Annotated in this window: 24 protein-coding genes and 1 tRNA gene; 10 read left to right on the top strand and 15 right to left on the bottom strand. The window is 65.9% G+C overall.

The genetic code is table 11. From position 1 onward, the window contains the following. Positions 1–94: 94 nt before the first annotated feature. Positions 95–676 carry a TetR/AcrR family transcriptional regulator gene (locus tag AC5Y30_RS06015; RefSeq protein WP_499917192.1) on the top strand — a complete coding sequence of 194 codons (582 nt, stop codon included), beginning with the start codon at positions 95–97 and terminating at the stop codon, positions 674–676. 82 nt (positions 677–758) lie between these two features. Here the strand turns inward: AC5Y30_RS06015 and AC5Y30_RS06020 are convergent, their stop codons facing one another. Continuing rightward, positions 759–2,183: a short-chain fatty acyl-CoA regulator family protein gene (locus tag AC5Y30_RS06020; RefSeq protein WP_499917193.1), complete on the bottom strand. Its 1,425-nt coding sequence runs from the start codon at positions 2,181–2,183 to the stop codon at positions 759–761. A 110-nt stretch (positions 2,184–2,293) separates the two neighbouring features. On the opposite strand from AC5Y30_RS06020, the gene prpD reads away from it, so the two are divergent. From prpD to AC5Y30_RS06040, 4 genes are read left to right on the top strand one after another with little or no spacing between them, the layout of a single operon-like run. After that, the gene (gene prpD, locus AC5Y30_RS06025; protein WP_499917194.1) at positions 2,294–3,793 is read left to right on the top strand and encodes a 2-methylcitrate dehydratase PrpD; all 1,500 of its coding nucleotides are present in this window, start codon (positions 2,294–2,296) and stop codon (positions 3,791–3,793) included. Then, entirely contained in the window at positions 3,793–4,707 is a 915-nt protein-coding gene (prpB, locus tag AC5Y30_RS06030) for a methylisocitrate lyase (protein ID WP_499917195.1), read from the top strand. Before prpD ends, prpB begins: the two co-directional genes overlap by 1 nt. Continuing rightward, positions 4,704–5,831, top strand: a complete 1,128-nt coding sequence (locus AC5Y30_RS06035; RefSeq protein WP_499917196.1) for a bifunctional 2-methylcitrate synthase/citrate synthase — start codon at positions 4,704–4,706, stop codon at positions 5,829–5,831. Before prpB ends, AC5Y30_RS06035 begins: the two co-directional genes overlap by 4 nt. 5 nt (positions 5,832–5,836) lie before the next feature. Continuing rightward, a complete protein-coding gene (locus tag AC5Y30_RS06040) occupies positions 5,837–9,220 on the top strand; it encodes a pyruvate carboxylase (RefSeq protein ID WP_499917197.1) in 3,384 nt (1,127 codons plus the stop codon). Here the strand turns inward: AC5Y30_RS06040 and AC5Y30_RS06045 are convergent. Genes AC5Y30_RS06045 through AC5Y30_RS06055 form a run of 3 tightly spaced genes read right to left on the bottom strand, consistent with a single transcriptional unit; the run spans position 9,217 to position 12,689 of the window. Then, positions 9,217–10,128 carry an HpcH/HpaI aldolase/citrate lyase family protein gene (locus tag AC5Y30_RS06045; RefSeq protein WP_499917198.1) on the bottom strand — a complete coding sequence of 304 codons (912 nt, stop codon included), beginning with the start codon at positions 10,126–10,128 and terminating at the stop codon, positions 9,217–9,219. The genes AC5Y30_RS06040 and AC5Y30_RS06045 overlap by 4 nt on opposite strands. A 19-nt stretch (positions 10,129–10,147) precedes the next feature. Next, positions 10,148–11,332, bottom strand: coding sequence for a CaiB/BaiF CoA transferase family protein (locus AC5Y30_RS06050; RefSeq protein ID WP_499917651.1), 1,185 nt, complete (start codon positions 11,330–11,332; stop codon positions 10,148–10,150). Then, positions 11,325–12,689, bottom strand: a complete 1,365-nt coding sequence (locus AC5Y30_RS06055) for an LLM class flavin-dependent oxidoreductase (RefSeq protein ID WP_499917199.1) — start codon at positions 12,687–12,689, stop codon at positions 11,325–11,327. The genes AC5Y30_RS06050 and AC5Y30_RS06055 overlap by 8 nt, the downstream gene beginning before the upstream one ends. Positions 12,690–12,749: 60 nt before the next feature. On the opposite strand from AC5Y30_RS06055, the gene AC5Y30_RS06060 reads away from it, so the two are divergent. Continuing rightward, positions 12,750–13,394 (top strand): GntR family transcriptional regulator, encoded by a 645-nt coding sequence (locus tag AC5Y30_RS06060; RefSeq protein ID WP_499917200.1) that lies wholly within the window; start codon positions 12,750–12,752, stop codon positions 13,392–13,394. A 129-nt stretch (positions 13,395–13,523) separates the two neighbouring features. On the opposite strand, the gene AC5Y30_RS06065 is transcribed toward AC5Y30_RS06060, so the two are convergent. The 5 genes from AC5Y30_RS06065 to AC5Y30_RS06085 all read right to left on the bottom strand — a co-directional run bounded on the left by AC5Y30_RS06065 (position 13,524) and on the right by AC5Y30_RS06085 (position 17,958). Next, a complete protein-coding gene (locus AC5Y30_RS06065) occupies positions 13,524–14,471 on the bottom strand; it encodes an LLM class flavin-dependent oxidoreductase (protein ID WP_499917201.1) in 948 nt (315 codons plus the stop codon). A gap of 14 nt (positions 14,472–14,485) precedes the next feature. Continuing rightward, positions 14,486–14,965, bottom strand: a complete 480-nt coding sequence (locus tag AC5Y30_RS06070; RefSeq protein ID WP_499917202.1) for a VOC family protein — start codon at positions 14,963–14,965, stop codon at positions 14,486–14,488. Beyond that, positions 14,962–16,200 carry an MBL fold metallo-hydrolase gene (locus AC5Y30_RS06075; protein WP_499917203.1) on the bottom strand — a complete coding sequence of 413 codons (1,239 nt, stop codon included), beginning with the start codon at positions 16,198–16,200 and terminating at the stop codon, positions 14,962–14,964. The genes AC5Y30_RS06070 and AC5Y30_RS06075 overlap by 4 nt, the downstream gene beginning before the upstream one ends. 13 nt (positions 16,201–16,213) lie before the next feature. Then, positions 16,214–17,485 (bottom strand): sulfotransferase family protein, encoded by a 1,272-nt coding sequence (locus AC5Y30_RS06080; protein ID WP_499917204.1) that lies wholly within the window; start codon positions 17,483–17,485, stop codon positions 16,214–16,216. 86 nt (positions 17,486–17,571) lie between these two features. Beyond that, a complete protein-coding gene (locus AC5Y30_RS06085; protein ID WP_499917205.1) occupies positions 17,572–17,958 on the bottom strand; it encodes a DUF2237 family protein in 387 nt (128 codons plus the stop codon). A 130-nt stretch (positions 17,959–18,088) separates the two neighbouring features. Here AC5Y30_RS06085 and AC5Y30_RS06090 point away from each other — a divergent pair, with 130 nt between their 5' ends. The 4 genes from AC5Y30_RS06090 (at position 18,089) to AC5Y30_RS06105 (ending at position 22,264) form a co-directional block, all read left to right on the top strand. Then, entirely contained in the window at positions 18,089–18,550 is a 462-nt protein-coding gene (locus tag AC5Y30_RS06090; protein ID WP_499917206.1) for a TM2 domain-containing protein, read from the top strand. A gap of 253 nt (positions 18,551–18,803) precedes the next feature. Further along, positions 18,804–19,937 (top strand): cellulase family glycosylhydrolase, encoded by a 1,134-nt coding sequence (locus tag AC5Y30_RS06095; protein WP_499917207.1) that lies wholly within the window; start codon positions 18,804–18,806, stop codon positions 19,935–19,937. A gap of 133 nt (positions 19,938–20,070) precedes the next feature. Next, complete coding sequence (locus tag AC5Y30_RS06100) at positions 20,071–21,735, top strand: putative alpha/beta hydrolase (protein WP_499917208.1); 1,665 nt, start codon at positions 20,071–20,073, stop codon at positions 21,733–21,735. Between the two features lie 115 nt (positions 21,736–21,850). Then, positions 21,851–22,264: a hypothetical protein gene (locus AC5Y30_RS06105; RefSeq protein WP_499917652.1), complete on the top strand. Its 414-nt coding sequence runs from the start codon at positions 21,851–21,853 to the stop codon at positions 22,262–22,264. A gap of 40 nt (positions 22,265–22,304) precedes the next feature. Here AC5Y30_RS06105 and AC5Y30_RS06110 read toward each other — a convergent pair whose 3' ends face one another. The 6 genes from AC5Y30_RS06110 to AC5Y30_RS06135 all read right to left on the bottom strand — a co-directional run bounded on the left by AC5Y30_RS06110 (position 22,305) and on the right by AC5Y30_RS06135 (position 26,045). Continuing rightward, on the bottom strand, positions 22,305–22,781 hold the full coding sequence (locus AC5Y30_RS06110) for a CAP domain-containing protein (protein WP_499917209.1): 477 nt from the start codon (positions 22,779–22,781) through the stop codon (positions 22,305–22,307). 141 nt (positions 22,782–22,922) lie between these two features. Further along, entirely contained in the window at positions 22,923–23,927 is a 1,005-nt protein-coding gene (locus AC5Y30_RS06115; RefSeq protein WP_499917210.1) for a glycoside hydrolase family 6 protein, read from the bottom strand. 92 nt (positions 23,928–24,019) lie between these two features. Then, positions 24,020–24,733: a cutinase family protein gene (locus AC5Y30_RS06120; RefSeq protein ID WP_499917211.1), complete on the bottom strand. Its 714-nt coding sequence runs from the start codon at positions 24,731–24,733 to the stop codon at positions 24,020–24,022. A gap of 127 nt (positions 24,734–24,860) precedes the next feature. After that, a tRNA-Ser gene (locus AC5Y30_RS06125) sits at positions 24,861–24,950 on the bottom strand. Positions 24,951–24,979: 29 nt separating this feature from the next. Further along, positions 24,980–25,438, bottom strand: coding sequence for a nucleoside deaminase (locus AC5Y30_RS06130; protein ID WP_499917212.1), 459 nt, complete (start codon positions 25,436–25,438; stop codon positions 24,980–24,982). 85 nt (positions 25,439–25,523) lie between these two features. Beyond that, entirely contained in the window at positions 25,524–26,045 is a 522-nt protein-coding gene (locus AC5Y30_RS06135) for a tRNA adenosine deaminase-associated protein (RefSeq protein WP_499917213.1), read from the bottom strand. Positions 26,046–26,152: the final 107 nt, after the last annotated feature.

The raw sequence follows: 26,152 nt of genomic DNA on the forward strand, positions 1-26,152 counted from the left end.
GTATCCCGCCGATTTCACGGCACCAGGTGTCATCACACTACACCAATGCGGCACTTGGTGTCATCACTACATCTTCGCGCTTTAGAATGCGGGCATGAGTCGGTGGGAACCCAACGCGCCCGAGCGATTGGGAGCCGCGGCGGTGGAATTGTTCGCCGAGCGCGGATATGAGGACGTCACGGTCGTCGAGATCGCTGAGCGCGCGGGATTGACCAAACGGACGTTCTTTCGTCACTTCGCCGACAAACGCGAGATTCTATTCCGCGGCCAGGATGCCTACCGCGGCATGTTCGCCGACGCCATCGCCGGTGCGCCCGCCGCGGCCGGCCCCATGGAAGCGATCGGGGCCGCACTGACCGCGTTCGCCGCCGGCTTCACAGACGACCGCCGCGAATTCGTGGCCAAACGTCAAGCCGTCATCGACGCCAATCCCGAACTCAAAGAGCGAGACCTGCTCAAAGCCGCCGCCCTGACAACGGCGATAGCAGACGCGCTGGTCGCGCGCGGGGTAAAACCGCCTGTCGCGAACCTGGCCGCCAACTTCGGCGCACTCGCCCTCGGCGATGCCTTCCAGAGCTGGCTGCAACCCGGAAATCGGAAATCCATGACCGCGCTTGTCCAGCGAGCCCTCCGAGACCTCGACACCGCAATCCAAGCGCTGCGCAAAGGGCCTTGACAGTACTAGCGCGGCGAATTCAACCGAGTTTCACCGTTCCGGCTACAGCTAGGCGGCGGCGGGCGTCCCGATCTGGCCGCCCTCAGGCCGTAATCTCCGGCGGATAGGGAAGATCCGTGCTGCTGTGCGGGTCGACATGCACCGGGCGACCGAGATAGGGGAAAGCTCGCTGCGGACACGCGGGCCGGTCGCATATCTTGCAGCCCGCGCCGATCGGCACGATCGATTCGGCGTTGGTCGGATCGATTCCGACGGAGTAGATGAGGTTCTCGGCATGGGCGACGTCGCAGCCCAGTCCGATGGCGAAGGTCTTGTCCGGACCGAGATAACGGCTCGGCTCGCTCGTCGTCGTCCTGGCGATCCAGAAATACGTCCGCTCATCGGGCATCTGTGCGACTTGCGTCAGGAACTGCCCAGGCCGGGAAAACGCGTGATGCACCACCCACAGAGGGCAGTTTCCGCCGACGCGGGAAAAGTGAAATGCCGTGGCGGATTGGCGTTTTGAGATGTTCCCCGCGCTGTCGGTACGAACGAAGATGAACGGCACACCGCGGGCGCTGGGGCGTTGCAGGGTGGACAGCCGGTGGCAGACGGTTTCGAATCCCACCTCGAATCGTCTTGCCAGCTGGTCGATGTCGTAGCGGACACTTTCGGCGGCATCGAGGAATCTCTGATAGGGCAACAGCAGCGCGCCGGCGAAATAGTTGGCCAGACCGATGCGGGCCACGCCGCGCGCATCGTCACTGAGCTGATCGTCGCCGGCGATGATCCCGGTAATCAATCTCTCCTGGGTGAGCAGAGCGATCTGGGTGGCGAGCTGAAAGGCCCGCTGGCCGGGATGAAGCCACCTGGCCAAATACACGGTCTTCGAATCGGGCGCAAACAGGCGCTTGGAGTTGGGATCCAACGTTTGACCGTCGTCGATCACCACCGTGACGCCCAGCCTGGCGGCGAGCAGCTCCGCGAGCTGGCCGTCGAGACCGCCGATGCGCAAACCGTTTTCGTTGAACATGTCTTCCGCGGCGGTGTCCAGTTCGCCGATGTAGTTCTTGCGGTCGTAGAAGAAGTCGCGGACCTCTTCGAAAGGCATTGGCTGCTGGGCCATTCCCGACATGTCGACATTGGCGCGACTGTGCAGCGCTTCGAGGTCGGCGGTGGTGTCGTGCAGCCGCCGGTGCAGATTGACCAGCGTCTGGCCGACCGCGGGCATGCGGGCGACGAGCTCCTCGACTTGCGCGGGCGTGGCAGACGCATCGGCAAGGACTTCACGCAGGTCCGACACCAAGCGAGCGTCCGACTCCGGCGCGAAGTAATGCGCGGGTAAGTCGAACCGATCGGTGAGGGTGAGCAGGACCGGGACGGTGATCGGACGCTGATCGTTTTCCAGTTGATTGACGTAGCTGGTCGACAACCCCACGACGCGCGCCAGCGCCACCTGGGTCAACCCCTGCTCCTCGCGCAAACGCCGTAACCGTGCGCCGGCGAACGTCTTCGCCACCCGCCACACAGTACGCCCCGCCTTTACGCAAGATTCGCAAAACGTCGCGGTCAAGGACACATGATTACGCTTTTACAGGGCATTTACCCCGGTAGCCGCGTCTGCGTATGGTGCGAGTTATGCGGATTCACGACGTTCGAACCCGGCGCAGCGCCGACGACTTCCCCCGCGAGGAGCACCTGGCCTGGAAGTTGGCCGAGGTCGCGGCCGACCCGGTCGCCGTGCCCGCGGATACCGAGGCGATGGTGATCAACCGGATCATCGACAACGCCGCGGTATCAGCCGCGTCGATCACCCGTCGCCCAGTGGCCGCCGCCCGCGCCCAGGCGCGGGCGCACCCGTCCAAGGGCGCCAAAGTCTTCGGGATCGAGGGCGACTACTCACCGGAGTGGGCGGCCTGGGCCAACGGAGTCGCCGTGCGCGAACTGGACTTCCACGACACCTTCCTGGCCGCCGAGTACTCCCACCCGGGCGACAACATCCCCCCGCTGGTCGCGGTGGCCCAGCACCTCGGGATCAGCGGAGCCGACCTGATCCGCGGCATCGCCACCGGCTACGAGGTCCAGATCGATCTGGCCAAGGGAATCTGCTTGCACGAGCACAAGATCGATCACGTCGCTCATTTGGGCCCGTCGGTGGCCGCGGGCCTGGGCGCCATGCTGCGTCTCGACAAGGAGACCGTCTACCAGGCCATCGGTCAGGCACTGCACTTGACCACGTCCACCCGGCAGTCACGCAAGGGCCTGATCTCCAGTTGGAAGGCCTACGCGCCGGCCTGGGCCGGCAAGGTCGCCATCGAAGCCGTCGACCGCGCCATGCGCGGCGAGGCTGCGCCCGCCCCCATCTGGGAGGGCGAGGACGGGGTGATCGCATGGCTGCTCTCGGGGCCCGACCACACCTATCGGGTCCCGCTCCCCGAACCCGGTGAGCCGAAGCGCGCGATCCTGGACAGCTACACCAAGGAGCACTCCGCCGAATACCAGAGTCAGGCGCTGATCGACCTCGCCCGCCGGATGCGCGAGAGTATCGGCGATCTGGAGCAGGTCGCGACGATCGTGCTGCACACCAGCCATCACACCCACTACGTGATCGGCACCGGAGCGGGTGACCCGCAGAAGTTCGACCCGGATGCCTCCCGCGAGACGCTGGACCATTCGGTGATGTACATCTTCGCGGTCGCGCTGCAGGACGGAACCTGGCATCACGAAAGGTCTTACGCGCCGCAGCGAGCCCACCGGCCCGACACCATCGAGCTGTGGCGCACGGTCTCGACGATCGAGGATCCCGAATGGACGCGGCGCTACCACTCCACCGATCCCGCGGAGAAGGCGTTCGGCGCGCGCGCCGAAGTCACCCTGAAAAACGGTGAGGTCATCGTCGACGAGATCGCCGTCCCCGACGCACACCCGCTGGGGGCCCGGCCGTTCGGCCGCAAGCAGTACATCGGAAAGTTCAAAGAACTGGCCGAGGGCATCGTCAGCGACACCGAGCAGCAGCGGTTCCTCTCAGCGGCCGAGGCCCTGCCGGACCTGCAGGCGAGCGCGTTGGCCGCGCTCAACATCACGGTCGATCCGGTGGTGCTGGACAACGCGCCCAAAATCTCTCGGGGAATCTTCTGATGAGCGGGCCGATCTGTGGCGCCCTCCCGGCGGCGACGAAACGGGCGCGCTTCCGTGCCGCGTTGAAAGCCGGCCGCCTGCAACGGTTCCCAGGAGCCTTCTCACCGCTGGTGGCCAAGCAGATTGCCGAGCTCGGGTTCGACGGGGTGTACGTGTCGGGGGCGGCGCTGTCGGCCGACCTCGGTCTGCCCGACATCGGCTTGACCACCCTGACCGAAGTCAGCGCCCGCGGCGCACAGATCGCCTCCGTCACCGACCTGCCCACCCTGATCGATGCCGACACCGGCTTCGGTGAGCCGATGAACGCGGCGCGCACCGTGACCGTGCTGGAGGACGCCGGGCTGGCCGGTTGCCATTTGGAGGATCAGGAAAACCCGAAGCGGTGCGGGCATCTCGACGGCAAGGCCGTGGTGCCGACAGACGAGATGATCAAACGCCTGACGGCCGCCGTCGCCGCGCGGCGGGACCCGAATTTCATCATCTGCGCTCGCACCGACGCCGTTGGGATCGAAGGAATCCCCGCGGCGATCGACCGAGCCAAGGCCTATGCCGATGCGGGCGCCGACCTGATCTTCACCGAAGCGCTGCGCACCCCAGCGGAATTCGCCCAGTTCCGCGCCGCGGTGGACACGCCATTGCTGGCCAACATGACCGAGTTCGGCAAGTCGGAGCTCCTGAGCGCCCGGCAGCTGTCCGACCTCGGCTACAACGTGGTGATCTACCCCGTGACCACGCTGCGGTTGGCGATGCACGCCGTCGAGGCCGGCCTTCGTGAGATCGCCGACGCGGGAACGCAATCCGGACTCGTAGCCCGCATGCAACACCGCAGCCGCCTTTACGAGCTGCTGCGCTACGCCGATTACAACCGATTCGATTCCGATATCTACAACTTCGCGCAAGGAGCCGTGCGATGAGCGCCGTCGAAGACAGCCAACCCCGCATCTACAAGGGCCTGGCCGGTGTCGTCGTCGACACCACCGCCATCTCCAAGGTCGTCCCGGAGACCAACTCCCTGACCTATCGTGGCTACGCGGTGCAGGACCTGGCGGCGAAGTGCAGCTTTGAGCAGGTCGCCTACTTGCTATGGCACGGCGAGCTTCCCGACGACCAACAGCTCGCGCTGTTCTCCCAGCGAGAACGCGCGTCGCGCCGGCTGAACCGATCCCAGCTGTCGCTGTTGGCCAAGTTGCCCGAGACCTGCCACCCGATGGACGTGGTGCGCACCTTCATCAGTTCGATGGGTGCCGAGGACCCGGACGAGGACGACAGCAGCCCGACGGCCAACCATGCCAAGGCGATGCGGATGTTCGCGGCACTGCCCACCATCGTCGCCGCCGACATGCGCCGCCGGCGCGGCCTGGACCCCATCGCCCCGCACAGCCACATGAACTACGCGCAGAACTTCCTGCACATGTGCTTCGGTGATGTGCCCGAGCAGGTGGTGGTGGACGCCTTCGAGCAGTCGATGATCCTCTACGCCGAGCACAGCTTCAACGCGTCGACCTTCGCCGCCCGGGTGGTGACGTCCACTCAGTCCGATATCTACAGTGCGGTCACCGCGGCTATCGGCGCGCTCAAGGGCCCGCTGCACGGGGGCGCCAACGAGGCCGTCATGCGCGACATGCTCGACATCGGCACCGCCGACAAGGCCGCAGAATGGCTGCAGGGCAAGCTGGATCGCAAAGACAAGATCATGGGCTTCGGTCACCGGGTGTACAAAAACGGTGACTCGCGGGTGCCCACCATGAAGGAGGCCCTCAACCGGGTCGCCGCGGCGCGCGGCGGGCAGAAGTGGCTCGACATCTACGAAATTCTGGAGGCGGGCATGGCCGAGGTCAACGGCATCAAGCCCAACCTGGACTTCCCGACCGGGCCGGCCTACTACCTGATGGGCTTCGACATCGGCATCTTCACGCCGATCTTCGTGATGAGCCGCATTACCGGCTGGACGGCGCACATCATGGAGCAGACCGCGTCCAACGCGTTGATCCGTCCGCTGAGCGAGTATGTCGGACCTGCGCAACGCGCTCTATCGTAAAGACCGTGTTTGCGAAGGTACTTGTCGCCAATCGCGGGGAGATCGCGATCCGCGCGTTCCGCGCTGCCTACGAGCTGGAGATCGGCACGGTCGCCGTCTACCCCTACGAGGACCGCAATTCCGTGCACCGGCTGAAGGCCGACGAGTCCTACCAGATCGGTGACGAGGGCCACCCGGTCCGCGCTTACCTGTCGGTCGACGACATCGTCGCAACGGCACAGGCGTGCGGGGCGGATGCGATTTACCCCGGCTACGGCTTCTTGTCGGAGAATCCCGACTTGGCGGCGGCGTGCGCGGCGGCGGGAATCACCTTCGTCGGTCCGAGCGCGGAGGTGCTCGAGCTGACGGGCAACAAGTCGCGGGCGATCGCGGCGGCGCGGGAGGCAGGCCTTCCGGTGCTGGCTTCCTCGGCACCCTCGACGTCGGTGGATGAGTTACTGGCGGCCGCCGAGACGATGACGTTTCCGTTGTTCGTCAAGGCGGTCGCCGGCGGCGGCGGACGCGGGATGCGCCGGGTGATCGACGCCTCGTCGCTGCCGGAGGCGATCGAGGCGGCCAGCCGAGAAGCCGAGTCCGCGTTCGGGGATGCCTCGGTGTTTCTGGAGCAGGCGGTGATCAATCCGCGCCACATCGAGGTGCAGATCCTGGCCGACACCCAGGGCAACGTCATGCACCTCTACGAGCGGGACTGCAGCGTGCAGCGCCGGCACCAGAAGGTCGTCGAGATAGCGCCGGCACCCAACCTCGACCCTGAACTGCGCCAACAGATCTGCGCGGACGCGGTGGCTTTCGCACGCAACATCGGCTATACGTGTGCCGGCACCGTGGAATTCCTGCTCGATGAACGCGGCAATCACGTGTTCATCGAGATGAATCCCCGCATCCAGGTGGAGCACACGGTCACCGAGGAGATCACCGATGTCGACCTGGTGTCGGCGCAGCTGCGGATCGCCGGCGGGCAGAGCCTGGAAGACATTGGTTTGAGCCAGGATTCGGTCGTTCCACACGGCGCGGCGCTGCAGTGCCGGATCACCACCGAGGATCCGGCGAACGGTTTCCGCCCGGACACCGGCCGGATCACCGCCTACCGCACCCCGGGCGGCGCGGGCATCCGGTTGGACGGCGGCACGACGCTCGGCGCCGACATCAGCGCCCACTTCGACTCGATGCTGATCAAGCTCACGTGCCGGGGCCGCGACTTCGCGACCGCGGTGCGCCGGGCGCGACGGGCGGTCGCGGAGTTCCGGATCCGGGGCGTCTCGACGAATATCCCGTTCCTGCAAGCGGTCCTGGATGACCCGGACTTTCAGGCCGGCCGAATCACGACGTCGTTCATCGAGGAGCGCCCGCAGCTGCTGACCGCCCGCAGCTCCGCCGACCGCGGCACCAAGATTCTCAACTACCTGGCCGACGTGACCGTCAACAAGCCACACGGTGAGCGTCCATCCGCGGTGTACCCACACGACAAGCTGCCCGACATCGACCTTTCGGTCGAGCCCCCGGCCGGCTCCAAGCAGCGGTTGGCCGAGCTCGGGCCGGAGCGCTTTGCGGCCTGGTTACGCGAGTCGCGCGGCGTGGGCGTCACCGATACCACCTTCCGCGACGCGCACCAATCCCTGCTCGCCACCCGGGTCCGCACCAGCGGCCTGATCAAGGTCGCGCCCTACATCGCCCGGACCACACCGCAACTGCTGTCGATCGAATGCTGGGGAGGCGCGACTTACGATGTGGCGCTGCGGTTCCTGAAGGAAGACCCGTGGGACCGGCTGGCAACGCTACGCGAGGCGTTGCCCAACATCTGCCTGCAGATGCTGCTGCGCGGGCGCAACACCGTTGGTTACACGCCGTATCCGGAGACGGTCACGACGGCGTTCGTCGAAGAAGCGACGGCGACGGGCATCGACATCTTCCGGATCTTCGATGCGCTGAACAACGTCGACTCGATGCGACCCGCCATCGACGCAGTGCGGGAAACCGGTGCGGCGGTGGCCGAGGTCGCGATGTCCTACACCGGGGATCTCAGCGATCCGGCCGAAAAGCTGTACACGCTCGACTATTACCTGAAACTGGCCGAACAGATCGTCGACGCGGGTGCGCACGTGCTGGCGATCAAGGACATGGCCGGCCTGCTGCGCGCGCCGGCGGCGACGACGCTGGTCTCGGCGCTCAAGTCCCGATTCGACCTGCCGGTGCACGTGCATACCCACGACACCCCGGGTGGGCAGCTGGCGACCTATGTGGCGGCCTGGCAGGCGGGGGCCGACGCCGTCGACGGCGCCGCGGCCCCGCTCGCGGGCACCACCAGCCAGCCCGCGCTGTCGTCGATCGTGGCCGCCGCGGCCAACACCGCCTACGACACCGGGCTGTCGCTGCCGGCGGTGTGCGACCTGGAGCCGTATTGGGAGGCACTTCGAAAGGTGTACGCGCCCTTTGAATCCGGGCTCCCCGCCCCGACGGGACGCGTCTATCACCACGAGATTCCGGGCGGCCAGCTGTCGAACCTGCGCCAGCAGGCCATTGCGCTGGGGCTCGGTGACCGGTTCGAGGACATCGAAAACGCCTACGCCGGAGCCGATGCCATCCTCGGACACCTGGTCAAGGTCACCCCCTCGAGCAAGGTCGTCGGCGACCTGGCGCTGGCGCTGGTGGGCGCGGGCGTGAGCGCGCAAGATTTCGCCGACGATCCCGCACGGTACGACATCCCGGATTCCGTGATCGGTTTCCTGCGCGGAGAACTCGGTGACCCACCGGGCGGGTGGCCCGAGCCGTTGCGCACCAAGGCTTTAGCGGGGCGCGGTCCGGCCAGGCCCGAGCAGGCGCTGTCGGCTGACGACGAGAAGGCGTTGGCGACCCCGGGCGTCGCGCGGCAGGCGGCGCTGAACCGGCTCCTGTTCCCCGGGCCCACCAAGGAACTCGAGGACCATCGCGAACAGTACGGGGACACCTCTGGCCTGAGCGCCAACCAGTTCTTCTACGGATTGCGACACGGGGATGAACACCGGGTCGAGCTGGAGCGCGGTGTCGAGCTGCTGATCGGCCTGGAGGCCGTCTCGGATGCCGACGAACGCGGCATGCGCACCGTGATGTGCATCCTCAACGGTCAGCTACGGCCCGTCGTGGTGCGTGATCGCAGCATCGCCTCGGACGTACCGGCCGCCGAGAAGGCCGATCGTGCCAACCCGGATCACGTCGCAGCGCCCTTTGCCGGCGTCGTGACCGTGACGGCCGACGTCGGCGAGGAAGTCGAAGCCGGCCAAACGATCGCGACCATCGAGGCGATGAAGATGGAGGCCGCCGTCACCACCCCGAAGGCCGGGAAGGTCGCACGCATCGCGGTCTCGCAGACCGCACAGGTGGAGGGTGGCGACCTGTTGATGGTAATCGACTAACTAGGGCCGTTGATCAGGGCCGCTCGCGCCAGCGTCTGCTCCGCCTGCTTCACGTGCGCGGCGTCCACGAGGACGCCGTTTACGCCGACCGCGCCGCGGCCCTTGGCCTCGGCTTCGCGGTAGGCAGCGACATTGCCTTGCGCCCTGGCGATTTCGTCGGCCGTCGGCGCATAGACCTCGTTGGCGACGGGAACCTGGTCGGGGTGGATGGCCCACTTGCCGGTGTAGCCCAGCAACGACGCGCGTCGCGCGTCGCGCGCGTAGCCCGCAAGGTCACGGTAGTCGGGATACGGCGCGTCGATCGCGTCGATGCCGGCGATGCGCGCGGCCACGATCACCTTGTTGCGCGCGTAAGCCCAGAATTCGCCGGGGTATTCACCGAGCGGCGCGAAGTTGGTGTCCACCCGGGCGCCCTGGGACAACGAGAAATCGCCCACACCGAAGATCAGGGCGTCCAGGCGTGGGCTGGCCGCCGCGATCTCTTCGGCGTTGGCCAGGCCCTCCACCTCCTCGATGAGAACTTCGAGCCGAATGCGGTGATCCAGGCCGAGTTTCGCTTCCAGCTGGGTGAGCAGCACGTCCACCCACCACACGTCGCGGGCCCGGCGGGCCTTCGGGATGATGATCGTGTCGAGGTTCTGGCCGGCCTTGGTCACCACGTCGACGACGTCGTCGTGACACCACTGGGTGTCCAGGCCGTTGATCCGGATGGCGCGGGCGGTGCGGCCCCAGTCGATGTCGTTGAGCGCGGCGATCGCCTTGGCGCGCGACTTTTCCTTGAACGCCACCGGAACCGCGTCCTCGAGGTCGAGGAACACCAGGTCGGCGCCGCACCGGGCGCCCTTGTCGAACATGTTGTCGTTGCTCGCGGGCACCGCGAGTTCGGAGCGACGGAGCAGATCGGTCACTGGTGGAGTTTCCTTCTTCTCACAGCACGCCGCGGGCGCGCAGGTCGTCGATGTCGTTGGGAGTCAGGCCGAGTAGCTCGCCGTAGACTTCGGCGTTGTGCTCGCCGAGGCGGGGGCCGAGATGGCCGACCGTGCCGGACGCCGACGAGAAACGCGGGACCGGCGCCTGCACCGTCATCGCCCCGAGCTCTGCGTCGTCGACGGAGATGAACACTTCGCGATGCGCCAGCTGCTCGTCGGCGATCAGGTCGTTGACGCCGTAGACCGGGGCCGCGGCCACCTCGTGGGCGTCAAAGACCTCCATCGCCTCCGAAAGTGTCTTCACCGCAACCCAATCGGCCACCACGGCGTCGACCTCGCGCGCCCGCGCGAGGCGCCGCTGCGGGTCGCAGAAGTCGGGGTCGCTCACCAGATCGTCTCGCCCTATCGCCCGGAACACGCGCAGCGCCAGGGCCGGTGAGCTTCCCGACATGGCCAGCCACTTGTCGTCGACGGTGCGATAGGTGTTGCGGGGCGCCGAAATATCCCACCGATTACCGGAGCGCTCGGGCACCAGGCCCAACTGGTCGTACCCCAGCAGCGTTTGTTCCAGCAGCCGGGCGAGCGGGTCGATGAGGTTGACGTCGATCAGCTGTCCCGGTCCGCCGTGCACGTCGCGGTGATACAGCGCCATCATCACCGCGTAAGCGGCATTCAGTGAGGCGACGCCGTCGGCCAACATGAAGGGCGGCAGCGTGGGTGGGCCGCCGGCCTGGCCGGTGATGTGCGCGAATCCGCTCATCGCCTCCCCCAGCGTGCCGAACCCCGGGCGCTCGCTCTTGGGTCCGGTCAACCCGTAACCCGTGATGTGCAGCATCACGATCCTGTCGTTGACCGCCCGCAGGTTCTCGTAGTCCAGGCCCCACTTACGCAGCGTCTGCGGACGGGTGTTGAAGATGACGACGTCCGCGTGCTCCACCAGGCGGCGCACCAGCGCCTGGCCTTCGGCGCAGCGCAGGTCCAGCGTGATCGCCCGCTTGTTGCGCGACAACGACTTCCACATCAACCCGACCCCGTCGCGCTGATTGCCCCACCCGCGGATCGGGTCGCCTTGCCTCGGTTGCTCAACCTTGATCACGTCGGCGCCGAACTCGCCCAGATAAGTGGCCACCAACGGCGCGGCGGCCAGGGTGGCCACGTCGAGAACCCGCAGCCCGTCAAGCATTGGCACCGGCGGCAACCCTCGTGTTCGACGGGCGTTGCAGCCCGAGGTGTTCCCGCAAGGTCGACGATTCGTACTCGGTGCGGAACAGGCCCCGGCGTTGCAGCTCCGGAACCACCAACCGCACCACGTCTTCGAATGCACCGGGCAGATGCGTTGCCGCTAAAACGAATCCGTCGCAGGCACCGGTTTCGAACCAGTGCGCCATCTGGTCGGCGACCTGCTGGCCGGTGCCGACGAAACGCGGTCCCTGCAGCAGGGTCGCGCGATGATTGGCAAGGTCGCGCAACGTGACCGTATCCCCACCGATGTGGGTACGCAGGTTCTGCACCAGCCCGCGGATGCCGGAGACCGAGGCGAGCAGTTCGTCGGTGACAGGATCGTCGAGATCGTGCCGCGCGAAGTCGTAATTCATCAACTCCGACAAGAGGGTCAGCGATGCCATGGGATGGACCAGATCATCGAGGAGCATGGCCTCACGCTCCTTGGCGTGGACTTCCGACTCGCCGACGACGGCGTAGGCCATGGGGCAGATGCGGACTGTGGCGGGATCGCGGCCTGAGTCGGCAATGCGGTCCTTCTGATCCGCGTAGTGGCCGCGCGCGACGTCGATGCCCGGATCGCCGGTGAAGATCAATTCCGCCCACCGCGAGGCGAATTCGCGGCCCCGGCCCGACGATCCGGCCTGAATGATGACCGGTCGGCCCTGCGGTGTGCGCGGCACCGTCAACGGGCCGCGCGCGGAGAAGAACTCGCCGATGTGCCCGAGCTCGTGCACCTTCGCGGGATTCGCGTAGCACCCGGACGCCCGGTCGTGCAGGATGGCGTCGTCTTCCCAGGTGTCCCACAAGCCGGTGACGACGTCCATGAATTCGTCGGCGCGATCGTAACGTTCGTCGTGGCCGAGGTGGGCGTCGACGCCGAAGTTCTGCGCTTCGCTGTCGTTGACCGAGGTGACCACGTTCCAGGCGGCCCGGCCGCCCGAAAGGTGATCCAGCGAGGCGAATGTCCTTGCGACGTGGAACGGCTGGTAATAGGTCGTCGAGTAGGTGGCGCCCAGCCCGATCTTCGAGGTGGCTTGCGCGAGCACCCCGAGGATCACGCTGAGGTCGAGCTTGACCGGCCGGGCGCCGTAGCGCACCGCTTCGTCCACCGATCCGCCGTAGACCCCCGGCATCGCCAGGCGATCGTCGAAGAACATCAGGTCGAAGCAGCCCTCTTCGAGCTGCCGGCCGATTTTGGCGTAGTAGGAGGCGTCGAGGTATCCGTGCTCGGTTGCGGGGTGCCGCCACGAGCCCGCGTAGACGGAAGTGCTGCCGGCCTGCATGAAGGCGACGAGGGCCATTTTGTCGGTGCGCATTCTTGAAACGTAACATCTGATATTTCAGATATCAAACGTTGCGTTTGGTATTCTGCGCAGGTGGCAGGCATCGACATTTCCGGAACTGTCCGCGAACGCGCCGCGCGCGAGCTGCGCGACCGGATTCTCACCGGCACCCTGGCCGCTGGATCACGGGTCGACCTCGACGCCATCACCGAGGAATTCGCGACCAGCCGCACGCCGGTGCGAGAGGCGCTGCTGGAGCTGTCCTTCGAGGGGCTCGTCCAAGTCGCGCCGCGCAGCGGTGTGACGGTGCTCGGCATCAGCCCGGACGACGTGCTGGACAGCTTCACCATTCTCGGGGTGTTGACCGGGCAGGCCGCGGCGTGGGCTGCCGGGCGGATCGAGCCGCAGGAGCTCGCTACGCTCCGCGAACTCGCGGCCGACGTCGTCGCGCGGTCCGGCGACGACAGCATCGGCGAGGCCAACTGGCATTTCCACCAGATGATTCACCGTGCCGCGCATTCGCCGCGGCTGTTGACCCAGATCAAGCAGGCCGTCCGGGTGGTGCCGAGCAATTTCCTCACCTTGTTCCCCGAGCACGAGAAGCACTCACTCGACGAACACCAAGAGTTGCTGGACGCGCTCGGTGACAAAGACGCCGAGCGGGCCCGCATCATCGCGGAACGACACGTGCTCGACGCCGGCCGCTCGCTGGCCGATTGGCTCGAGCAACGCCGCTAGGCCTTCCGACACGCAACCACGAGACTTAAACCAGGGCTACGCCTTTCGGCGTGTCGTATGCATGGTTTAAGTGTCGGGGACCGCAGGCCCCCGCCGGCAACGGCGACGAGCGGCTCGAGCAGGACGCGTTCAAATCAGTGCGGGCAAGACTCGGTCCGTCAGCAACTGCACCGACTTCCACGCTTCGTCGACCGGCATGCCGCCGACCAAGGGGTGCATGACGACCGGGCCGTAATTCTGCGCGGCGCGCACCTCCGCGATCAGCTGATCGGGGGTGAGGAAACGGTATCGTCCCGATGCCCGGACCTGGTCCAGGGTCTGGACACCGGGCAAGTGCATGAGCGAACGCTGATCGGTCGACCATCGACCGTAAGTGACTGCCTCCCAGAGGATATGCTCGCCCAGCTCCGCCCAAGCCCGATCCGGATCCTCGTGCAGGTAGATCATTCCGCGGTTGACCGGTCCCGGCATGAGGATGAATGGCGACATGCCGGCCTCGGCGCACAGCTCGCGGTAGTAATCGGCGATGTCGGGCAGATGGTCCGCCAGACTGAGCGGCAGCCGGAACCGTGCCGCACGGCGCGCAGTGGCGCGGGCGCCGCCACCGACGTACAGCGGCGGATGCGGGCGTGACCAGGTGCCGGTGCCGGCCCAAATGGCCAACATCCGTTCGACCAGGGCGTCCATCAGCTTGCCGCGCTGGCTGAAATCCACGCCAAGCTCGTCGTATTCAATCGCGCGATATCCGAGTCCCACGGTCGTGTGCAGGCGGCCGCGGCTCATGTTGTCGACCAGCGCGATATCCTCGGCGAGCCGCACCGGGTTCCACAGCGGGCCCAGCGCGCAATCGACGCTGGCGATCAGCCTCGAGGTCCGGGCCAAGAACATCGCCGCGGCCATGATCGGATTGCAACTCCACCCGTGGCCTGTCGCATGATGCTCGTCGACGCTGATGGAGGTGATGCCGCGGGACTCCCCCCATTGCGCGAGCTCGAGCGCCGCGGACAAGAGTTCGCCCTGTGTGCGTGGATCACCTTGCGGGGAGGCGAAGTTGAAGCGCAGCACCGTCAAAGGCATTTTGGCCCGCCTCGCTACACTTTCGGCCCGGCCGCCGCCTGCAGGAAGGCCGGAAAGTCCGGGAACAGTGCGCGGTCGACGATCTCGATGCGGGTGCCCGCCGCATCGAGGTAGTAGGCGAAGAGCGCTAGATCCGGCGGAGCGGTGTCGGCAGTCGCCTCGAAACTGAAGCCGTTGTCCTCCAACATCTTTGCGCTCTCGGCCAAGTTGTCGGTCCAGTAGCCGAGGTGATGGATCGAGTTGCCGGGTGCCGCCGTCCACGCCGTCCCGGGCACCTCCTGGATCAGTTCGACGTGCGGAGCCTGCAGCGAATAGGCGAAAGTCGACGTCACCTCTTGAGTCCCGGCCGTCGTGCGAAACGGCAAGGTGTAGCTCACCGGGGCGATCCAGCGATAGCCGGCCAGCGCGGTCAGCCGTGACATCGCCGCGCTGAGGTCCGGCACGATGATGCCGGTGTGGTAGAAGTCCTCGGGCCGTAGCGCGAATGCCGTCATGCGTTCCTCGCTATCTGGTTGCGGAGCCAGGCAGTTTCCCAGAAGTTCGTGCTACCGGCCAGCAGTTTTTCATGAGCCTGCCGCAGCACGTCACGGACCCCCGGATGGTCCGCGGGGACGAGCTGTGCAAGGTGGATGGCCTGCAACGCCCGATCGGCGGCCAGGTGCGCCCGGGCTCGATCCACCAGCGCTTCAGCGCCGGCGAGCTCGACGACGTCGGCGGCGACGGAATCGAATCCGACGGGGTACAGCTCGGTGGTCGATTCGTGGTGGAACCAGCCCGAGTAGTTCTCCCAGACGGCCCGCACATCCCACGCGACTTTGCCGTAGCCCTGGCCCACTTCGCATTCCGCGGGCAGGGCGATCTCGCGCATCAAGGTGCGGACGTCTTTGCCGGCGTTCATCCCCGCGACAGTCTCATCGTGGATGTACTGGAGCGCGTCGCGCAGCCGCTGCAACTCGGCGTCGATACGCTCGGCACCCCTGACCGGCTCGAAGTGACCGGTCACCAGGACCTCGGCCCGCAGCTCGCGGACCCTCTCCACCGATGCGATGGCCGTCAACGCGTCGCGGTAGCGGTCGCCGCGCATGGTGACGAGATTGGGAATGTGACCGATCAGCGGTCCGAAGGTGTTCCCACACAGACAGATTCGTTCCTCGGGAAGCCAGACCACCAGCGAGTCGGTGGTTTCGCCGCCGGACACGGAAATCAGCTCCATCCGCCGGCCCCCGACCTCCAAGCAGAGGGTGTCCTCGAAGTCGATGTCGACGACGGGCGCGCTCTGACCGGCCAGCCGTGTGGTGCCCAGGCGCCGCTGGATGGCCTGGACGCCGCTGGCCAGGGTGTCTTTGAAGGCGAAGGCGCTGCGGTTGGCCCGGTAGGCGATCAGCCGATCGTTGTCGTCTCGCCAGGACTTCCAATTCGCCTGCGCCACAACGGTTGTCTCGGGATCCCGTACGCTGTCCAGGCCACCGACATGATCCACATGGCCCTGCGTGAAGATGATGTAGCGCACCGGTGACGAGTCCACGGCATCGAAATTGGCCCGGTGCACCGGCCCCTCGAAGCCCATGCCGGTGTTGACGATCACCCGCCCCTCGGTGGTCGTGAGCAGATACGAGTTGGACAAGCCCGGCGAGCACCACAATCCCGGTGCAATCTCTTCGGCCTTCTCGGCCGAAGCCGGTCGCATCGCGTCGGCGCCCGGCCTACTCCGATAGACAGGTTCTGACACGCTGGTGGCTCCTTTATTCGGGACGGACGTCGAACTTGTCGAAGTAGAAGCCGAAGCGGCCGCGGAGTTCGTCGGCGGAGGTGCCAAAGTGCCGCTCGAGTTCGTAACGGATGCGGCCGTGTTTGGCGCGCGGATTGCCGTCCAGGTACCGCTGAAAGCGCTGTCGCACCTTGGGCGGTAAGTCGACGCCCGCGCGCTGGTAAAGCCGCTCGAGCACCGGCATTTCGTTGCCGTTCAACTGATGGAAGTCGATGTCAATGCTGCTCTCGGGTGCCACCAGGTCGCGGTCACGCACGCATGCGCTGAGCAGTCGGTGCACGCGGTCGCTCCAATAGTCCAACAGCCACTGCGGATCAATGCTGCTACGGCGCAACCGATCCGAGTACGCCATCATGGTGATGGTCGATTGGATCACCGAAACGGGGTCGCGGTGAGTGAAAGCCACTGTCGCATCGGGGAAAGTCGCCAGCAGCGGACCGAGCTGCTCGCAGTGCTGTGGACTCTTGAGCACCCATGTTCGCGGGCCGCGCAGAAAGGTCAGCGCCTGCAGCACCTTCTTCATGTAGGCATAGTGGCGGGTTTGATCGAGACCCAGATAGTAATCGCGCCAGTCGGGCACTCGCGCATGCCATTCCAGTACGTATGCGGCCAGATCGAGATCAAGAAGCTCCACCTCCTCTTCGATCGCCTCGGGGAACCGATCATGCATCGCGGCCACCACCGGCGCACTCGCCATCAACGCATCGTGTTCTGACTTGGCACGCGTATAGCGGGGATCGACGCCGAAGATGTCGGGGCCCCGCCCGCGGGCGGGAATGGGATCCTGGCTCTCCCAATACGGCAGGGCCCGCCGCCGTGGGTCGGCGGCGATGAGGTTCACCAGATGCGTGGTGCCCGAACGCGGCATTCCGACGACAATGAAGGGCCTTTCGATCGGGATGGATTCGATCTCGGGATAGCGCTGGACGAGCTCGGTGAGTGACAACCGGTTGCGCAGCAGGCGCACGATACGTTGGCGCAGCGATCCGCGGGTGAGCCGGCGCAGTCCTTCGTCGGCCTCGATCGCCGCGACGTGCACCCGCAGGCGGTCGGCGAAGCCGTCGGTGTCGTCGAGGTCGGCGGCTGCAGTTGTCAGGCCCGCCTGCGCGATGGCCTCGGCGAGCATCCGGTCGATGTCGAGGTCGACGGGCCGAGCTTCGGTGAACTCGAGGATCTGGCGCTGGACCTCGGTCAGCCGGGGCGCGGTCAAGTCGGCGAAGTCGATGTCGTCCACCGCAGAACCCACCGGGACCCCTCTTCGACGCGTCGGGTGATCTGACTCAGACGCTAGACGCGGTGAAGATGCATCGTGCATCCACCTCGGCGGTCGCGCTATAGGTTGGCCAGATCGTCGGGAACGTCGATCTTGTGCTCTTGCAGCGCCTCGAGCGGCACCACCTCGAGGGTGCTCTCGTGCGTCGCCGCCAGCACCACCGGCGCGGCACAACCGTCGTGGTGAGCCCGTAGCCAGTTCAGCGCGGTCACGCACCAGCGGTCACCCGGCAGCAGGCCGGGGAACCGATACTCGGGAACCGGGGTCAACAGGTCGTTGCCGATGGAACGCTGATGCTCCAGAAACTCGGCGGTCATCACCGCGCAGATGGTGTGCCGCCCGAGGTCCTGAGGGCCGGTCGAGCAACAGCCGTCGCGGTAGAAGCCGGTCAGCGGGTCTGCGCCGCACGGTTCCAGCGGACCGCCTAACACGTTTCTATCGGGCACCCGTTCAGTATTGCGCGCCTGGGCGTGAAGTTTGAAGCAATTCCACCGACTGCATTGACTGGTTTCCGATGCCGGATGGCGCCGCCCGCCGGTTTGGACGCCCGGCCACCGGGCGTGTTAACTCGAATCGATGTCGACACCGCCGAACCAACCCCCGAATGCGCCCGGTGAGCCACCCTGGGGATGGCAGCCGCCGGGTTACGGGCCGCAGCCGAATCCGCACCACCCACCGCCGCCGGGATATCGGCCCCCGCAGGCGTATCCGGGATACGCCGGCTACCCGGGTTATGTCGACCCGCAGGCGCCCTATGGTCGCGATCAAACTACCGGGCTACCGCTGTCGGATAAGTCCGCCACAACCGCCGGCTTGCTACAGCTGTTCTTCGGCTTGTTCGGGGTCGGCCGCTTCTACATCGACTCGACTCAGATCGCGGTGGCGCAGTTGTGCCTCGGCCTGTTCGGAGTTCTCTTCAGCCTGTTCTGTTTTGTCGGTCTGCCAGTTCTGCTCGGCGGCATCGTTTGGGCCATCGTCGACGCGATCTTGATCTTCACCGGCAACGTCAAAGACAACCACGGTCGCAAGCTGCGTTAGGCGTCCGACGCTTTGCCGTCCTTATCGATTGCCGGACAACGCATTTGGTATAGGTCGGGGCAGCATTTTATCGTCATCGGCAGTCATGACGGTGTGGCTCGCCGATTGCCGATGGTCACGGATTGGTCACGATGACGCGCGGGTCCATCGCTCGACGACGCCGGTGACGGCACGGTAACGATCGTCATCTGAAGTCATCGCGACGCGCTGAGCAAATCCCAGGGAAATCGCCCCGAAAACTTATCGTCACATCGTGCAACGACGTACGGCCCTGAAACTCCCTCTGTTGCTGGCCGCGGGCGCCGCAGTCGCCCGGATGCCGCGGGCCACGGCGGAGGAAGCGGGCCGGTGGTCACCCGAGCGCGCCAACCGCTGGTATCAAGCGCAGGGCTGGCTCGTTGGGGCTAACTACATCCCGGCGAACGCCATCAACCAGTTCGAGATGTTCCAGCCCGACACCTTCGACCTACGGCGCATCGATACCGAGCTCGGCTGGGCGCAGTTCTACGGGCACAACACCGCGCGGGTGTTCCTTCATGATCAGCTCTGGGCGGCCGATCAGCGCGGCTTTCAAACGCGCCTTGGGCAATTCGTCGACATCGCGGCGCGCCACCGCATCAAACCGCTGTTCGTTTTCTTCGACTCCTGTTGGGATCCGCAACCGCGCGCGGGACGCCAGCGCGCGCCGAGGCCCGGCGTGCACAACTCAGGCTGGGCGCAGAGCCCGGGCGCCGAACGCCTCGGCGATCCACGGTACGTCCAGGTCATGCACGACTACGTCACGGCGGTGATGACCCAATTCCGCAACGATGACCGGGTTTTGGGCTGGGACCTGTGGAACGAACCCGACAACCCCGCCCGCCAGTACCGCAGCGTCGAACGAAGCGATAAGGAGCAACTGGTCGCCAACCTGCTCCCCCAGGTCTTTCGTTGGGCCCGCGCTGTAGAGCCCAGCCAACCGCTGACAAGTGGTGTGTGGCGCGGGGATTGGGGACAACCGCAGGGTCGCAGCGCGATCAGCGACATTCAGCTCGCCAACGCCGACGTGATCACCTTTCACTCCTACGCGGGCCCCGCCGGGTTCGAGAACCGGATCAACGAGCTCACCCCGCTGGGCCGGCCGATCCTGTGCACGGAATACATGGCGCGACCCCAGGGCAGCACCGTCCAATCGATACTGCCGGTTGCCAAGCGCCACAACGTCGGTGCCATCAACTGGGGTCTGGTGGCCGGCAAGACCCAGACCTACTTCCCGTGGGACTCGTGGGATCACCCCTACACCTCGGTGCCCAAGGTGTGGTTCCACGACCTGATCCGGCCCGAGGGGCGGCCGTTCCAAGACATCGAAGCGCTGACGGTGCGAAAGCTGGCCGGTAGCCAGACCTGAAAAGGTCGCGTCCTCCGTGACCCCAGTCAAGCCAACCGACACCACGCCGCCATACACCTTCCGGTAGTAGGGTTGTACCAGCTCAGAAGGGGGCGGCGATGCTCGTCGGTGTTTGTCTGCTGCTGGCGGCACAATGACGTGGGAAAACCTGAGCGAAGCAGAGCTGATCGCGTCGGCCGGCGGCGATCCGTGGGCGATCAACCAGAGCTTGCAGGCCGGCAGCCCGTTCCAGATTTCACAGCTGGCTGAGGCCTTTCATGGCGCGGGTCGGCACACCGCCGAGGCCGACCACGCCTTCGAGGAAGCCCGGAAACGCTTCGCCGCGTCCTGGAACCATCAGGACGGTGGACACCCGATCAACGACTCAGAGGAAGTGCAGCGGGTCACCAAATCCCTTGGCGCGCAATCAGAGCAATTGCCGAAGATCGGCGCCGAGTTGGAAGGTATCGCCGCCGCGCTGGCCGACGCGCAAAAGCAAGGCGCTCAGGAGATCGCCGCCCTGGAGAGTTCGCTGCGGGGGCTCGACAGGCTCATCGGCGCGATAAAACACGACTTGACCCTCGACCTCTCCCCGTCGGAACGCGCCAAACTGGAGAGGCTGAAGGAGGCTGCGCACGCCCAGGCCGTGGACGACGTCCGCGATGCCGTCAAGCAGATGAATTCAATTCGCAATGCCTACTCGGACACGTTGCGGAAATCGATGGAGGCTCTGCACACCGACGGTTACAACCCCCCGACAACCGTCGACACCTGGATGGAAAGTCCGTTGAAGCCGGGTGAGGCACGAAACCTGGGACCGATCGCCGGAACCGGCGGTATCCCAGGCGTCCCAGGGATCGGGGCGGCCGACCTGGGCGAAGTGGTCGAGGTGCCCGGGGAGAACGGACAGCCCGCAAAGTTGTACGCAATCTTCGGGGATTCGTTCACCGGCGATAAGGCCTACGACGGCAAGCACTACCCGTCGGTGGCCGTGCCGGTCACCTTCGACGACGAGGGCCGCCCGCATTTCGGTGCGCCGCTGACTGGCCAAGACGGCCAAAACGTCTTGTTCCCACCGCCACCGGAGGCAAAAGGGACAGACACGCTGCCCGCCGGAAGTATCCGCATGAGTGACGGCACCACGTACATGATGGTCGCCGGGACCAACAACCTGAACCCCACCGGCGGAACATGGCTGGTCAAGGTGACCAACGATCCCGGCCAAGGATGGAAACCGATCCCAGGATCGTGGCGTCCGTGGACACCGAACCCTCCCAATCCGAACGACGCCGTCCACCCGGGCACCAGCGCGGCGAGCCAGCCTACGCAGATCAGCGGTTTTCAAGCCAAAGACGGCACGGTGTACATCGCGGCCGACTCGTTCGACCGATCCCGAGGCGTGACCATGTACCGCGTCGATCCGAATCACGTCACCGAGCGCCAATACTGGCAACCCTGGAACGGAAGCGGGTGGGGCCAGCCCGGCGAAGTCGCCACCGCACCGATCAGCCGCACCCCCTTCGGGGAACTCAGTTTCAGGGAAGTCGGCGGCCAGGCGGTGCTCTCGGGTTTCAACCAGGGCAGTGGAAACGTCGAAGTCCGAGTGGCGAATGACCCCACGAAGGTGTTGACCGTTGGACCGACAGTTGTTGCGCAGCAGAGTAACCCGCAAGGAACAAACTTCGTACCCCAGAATTACGGTGGATTCATACTTCCCGGATCAACGCTGGATAAGCTGAATCTTTTTGTCAGTCAATGGAACACAACGACCAACACTCCCTACAACACCCAGGAGTTTCAGGTTAATGCGAACCACTAACCCGCCCGCCGATAGGATCACGATGATCAGCAAGACTCTCGCCGTCGCTGCCGGGATAGTCAGCGCCGTGATGACCAGCTGCAATGCGCGCGCCGACACGCCTGCTTTTCCGGACATGAGCGGGTACGCACCGGTTAACGTCGCGGATTACACGATAGGGCTGCCCAACACGGGGCGCTCACCGCTCAACACGGTGTATTTCCTTACCCCGGACGGCATCACATGCGATTTTTTCTCCGGAGAGGCGCAGTGCACCGGCAATAACTTTCCCGCTATCCCGCCGGCCACCGGGACCGGCGCGGTGAACGCGATCGGGACCACCTCTGGGTTGGCACAATCCGGTGACCCGATCGCCGCCAATAATCAGGTCTACGGGCACCCTTTGAAGACCCTGCCCCCCTTGCATTCCATCACCGTGGACGGCGTGATCTGCGGGGTCGACAACGCGGGCACCACTGCGTGCAAAGACCCCCAGGGCCGTGGCTTTGTGCTCTCACCGCACGGGTCCGGCTGGCTGCCTCACGTGTAATCGCCGTCAAAGGTAGTGAAAAAGCTTGGCGCAGAGCAGCTTACGAGGCCGCGAAGTCACCGACGGCGGTCATTTTGTTGCCGTCCCAGGCGGTGGCGAAGCCGCCCGCGTTATACCCGCAATTCAGGATGATCGCTCGGTGTGGGGGACTTTGCATCCACATGTCGAGGGCCTTGTTGGGATTCGCGGCGGAACCCGTGCCCCAGAAGACGATCTCGCCCGAGTACCTGCTCCGATAGCCCGCATCCGTGATCCGCGCTTGCGGCGACGAGCCGTCCGAGCCGATGTGTCCGTTCACCCCGCTGCGCAGCATGTCGTCGGCGTGCCGCTGGGCCGCTTCGGCCAGACGCGGGTCATCATTGATGGCCGCGCATCCCTGACGAAGCTGGTTGATGCCGCCGTACAACACGGCTCCCGAATCGTCTGCGCGCGCTAGGAAGCCGGACACTGTCCCCGGGGCCGCAATGAAGGCAGTACAGATCGCGATGACGGCGATGATCCCGACTTTCTTGGCCATGACGCCTCGTGCCGTGCGCTCGTTGTGCTGCTTTTGGTACCCAAATGTTATCCATCGTCAACCGGGAACGAGCGCGAATCGCAAATTCGTCCACGCCGGCGACGTGGCGCTGGCCGACGCGGGGTCAGGCTCGAGCCGCTCCTAGTGGCCGACGTTGTGAACCAGATCGATGGCGTACTGGTTCACGAAGTTGCCGGCCGGTGGATCACCTTTGCCGCACGTTCCGTCGGATTCACCCGGACGTTTGATCCACAAGTAGGCGTCGGCGTGCGCTCCCGCGGTAGCCGCGGTAGGCGGAGTGCCGAGTGCTCGGCCGCTGGGGTTGCACCAGTTCAGGTCGGAGTCCGGTGCCGGTCCGGCTCCATTGCGCGACGTGTCGATCACGTAGTGCGAACCATTCGTGAGGCCCGAAATGGCCTCGCCGTAACCGATTTCGTCCTCGGTGGTGAAGAAGTTCGCGGTGTTGATGCTGAAGCCCCGCGCGTGACCGACACCCACCTGGTTGAGCCTGGCGGCCATGTCGTCGGCCGTATGCCAGCGCAGGTGACCCGCGTCGACATAGACGGCCGCGTTCGGGTCGCGGGTCAGCGTGTCGACGGCGTAGCGAATCAAATCGAAGCGCTCCTGGCGCTGATCACCCGATAGGCAATCGGCCATCGCGAGCGCATCGGGTTCGACGATGATCGCCACCCGCGAAGTGCCCACGCCCGATGCGATGCCGTCGATCCACGAGCGGTAGCCGTCGGCCGAGCCCATGCCGCCGGCGGCGAAGCTGCCGCAGTCGCGGTGCGGGATGCCATAAATCGCCAGAATCGGGATGGCGCCGGCCGCATTCGCGTCGCCGACATACTTCCCGACCGTTGCCGCCGACCCGCCCGGGACGATCCAGTACGCCTGCGGTGTGTTGGCGATGGTGGTCAACTCCGGGCTCGGCGGATCGGCACTCTGCGCGGCGCGCATGGCGGCCGACGTCGGGTTGACATAGAACGGCGCTCCGGCCAATGGGTCGCCGTCGGCAACCAGGCGCACCGTCGGGGCGGGACGAACCTGTACCGGGTCTCCGAGTAGACCCATGCCGGCGACCGCCGCAACCGTGAGCAAAGGCGCGATCCACCGCGCGACTGCGCCAGCAGCTGAGAACTTCACCTCAGGGAAGTTAGTGGTTGGCAAGCATCGAGCGCCAATCGTCGACGGCCCGATTCGTGCGTTCAATCACAAAGATCGCCGCAACCATCCGCTTACATGGATCCGCCTTCAGGACCTCCGCCAAGACGACCGGCCGCAAAGGCGGCACCCTGGTCGATCACCGCCATGTTGGTGGAGTACGTGTCGTGCGCGGCGAAATTCATGCCCTCAGAGCAGATCGGGTCCTGGGCAGCGCACACCTGGATGGTCTTGGCCTGATAGAGCGGGCCGATAACGACCGGCGGCTCGCCGAAGAAGTTCATCGCCTTCTCGTTGGGCAAGGCGAAGAGCACGACAGAGGAGATGTGGTTGGCCACCTCCGGATCCAACGGTTTGGGCACGGCCGCCGGATCGATCCCGTTCGGTACGACGGGTGAGGTGACGAAGCCCATCACGGCCGCACCTTGGGAGTAGCCGCCGAGCACCATCTTCGTGTTGGGACAGTCGTGCGCCATCGTGACGACGTGTGCGCCGGCGTCTCTGACGCCGGCCTCCCCCGCGCTCGTCCAGTCATGGGTGGCGGGGTAATCGACCGGATAGACGTCGAACGACTTTGCGCCGATGCGCGAGTGCAGGGAGTCGACGAATGCCTGCCCGGTCGGACCGAGGCCGGGCGGATCGTCGGTGCCGCGGGCGAACACCACCTGAACCTCCGGACACGGATCCGCACCGGCGGGAGGGATGGCGGATACGAGGACACCACCGGCAACGCCCGACACGACGGCCACGGCGGAAGCCACAAGACGAGGGCTGTGACGTGCGATCATGCCGCTGTTTGCCCAAAAATGTGATTTTTAAACCGCGACTTCCCGGCCCACGCGCGCGGTGCGAAACATGCGCGCACGCGGCGGTCGGCCGGCGTCCAGCTAAACCACTGGGGCTTTCGTGCAGTCTTGGCGGTGGCGGAGGGATTTGAACCCTCGGACGGTTTTAGCCGTCACACGCTTTCGAGGCGTGCTCCTTAGGCCGCTCGGACACGCCACCGCCGAGCAGCTTACCCAACCGAAGGGCCGTCACCCCAATCGCTGGCGGGCGAAGAAGGCCTCCAGTGGCGCAGCGCACTCCTGCGCCAGCACACCACCGCGCACTTCCGGGCGGTGGTTGAGCCGCCGATCGCGGACCACGTCCCACAGCGACCCGACCGCCCCCGTCTTGGGCTCCCAGGCGCCGAACACCAGCCGGGCGACGCGCGAGAGCACCAGCGCGCCCGCGCACATGGTGCACGGTTCCACGGTGACCGCCAGCGTGGCGCCTTCCAGGCGCCACCCGTCGCCGAGAACCTCGGCCGCCGCGCGCAATGCCAAGATCTCGGCGTGGGCCGTCGGGTCTCCCCGCGCCTCGCGCGCATTGACCGCGCGGGCCAGTTCGGTTCCGTCCGCGCCGATCACCACCGCCCCGATGGGCACGTCACGGGGACCCGCAGTCGCGGCAACCGACAATGCGGAACGGATCAGGTCGTCGTCAGATCTCACCGACGGGTTCTGATGGCGGCGACCCGCCGCGCGCGGCTCCATCAGCGGTGGCGACCCGCCACGCCCGGCTCCGCCGCGCTTGCGATCACCGACCGAGGCGGTCGATCACCGCGGACAACTGGTCGGCGAAGCCCATCTCGCGGGCAATGCGGCCCAACTGCTCGTCGGCGTACAGATCGGTCTCGTCGAGGATTACCCCCAGCACCGCCTCGGGCAACCCGACGTCGGACAACAGCCCTAAGTCGCCCTCTTCGAAAGGATCCGAGTCCTCGAGATCCTCCGGATCGATGTCGGCATCCAACTTGTCGAGCACTTCCGCGGCAATGTCGTAGTCCAGCGCGGCGGTGGCGTCGGAGAGCAACAACCGCGTCCCCGACGGAGCGGGCCGGACGATGACGAAGAATTCGTCGTCGACGTCGAGCAGCCCGAAGACCGCCCCGGAACTGCGCAGTTCACGCAGCTCGGTCTCCGCGGCCGAGAGGCTCAACAGCGACTTACGGGCCATCGGGGCGCAGCGCCACTGCCCCTCTTCACGCACCACCGCGACACCGAAACCGTCCGGGGTGTCGGCGGACAGGCGCTGGGCGGAGGCCCGTTGTGCTCCCATGGCCGCTTACGGTAGTCCCTGACCAGGCCCCTGACCAGATGGCGCCTGGTAGCCGCGAGATCTGACGGCGCCGTTCCCAGCCGGATGTGCCAACCTTGGAATGTGGC

This window comes from Mycobacterium sp. NGS27, from assembly GCF_059813005.1.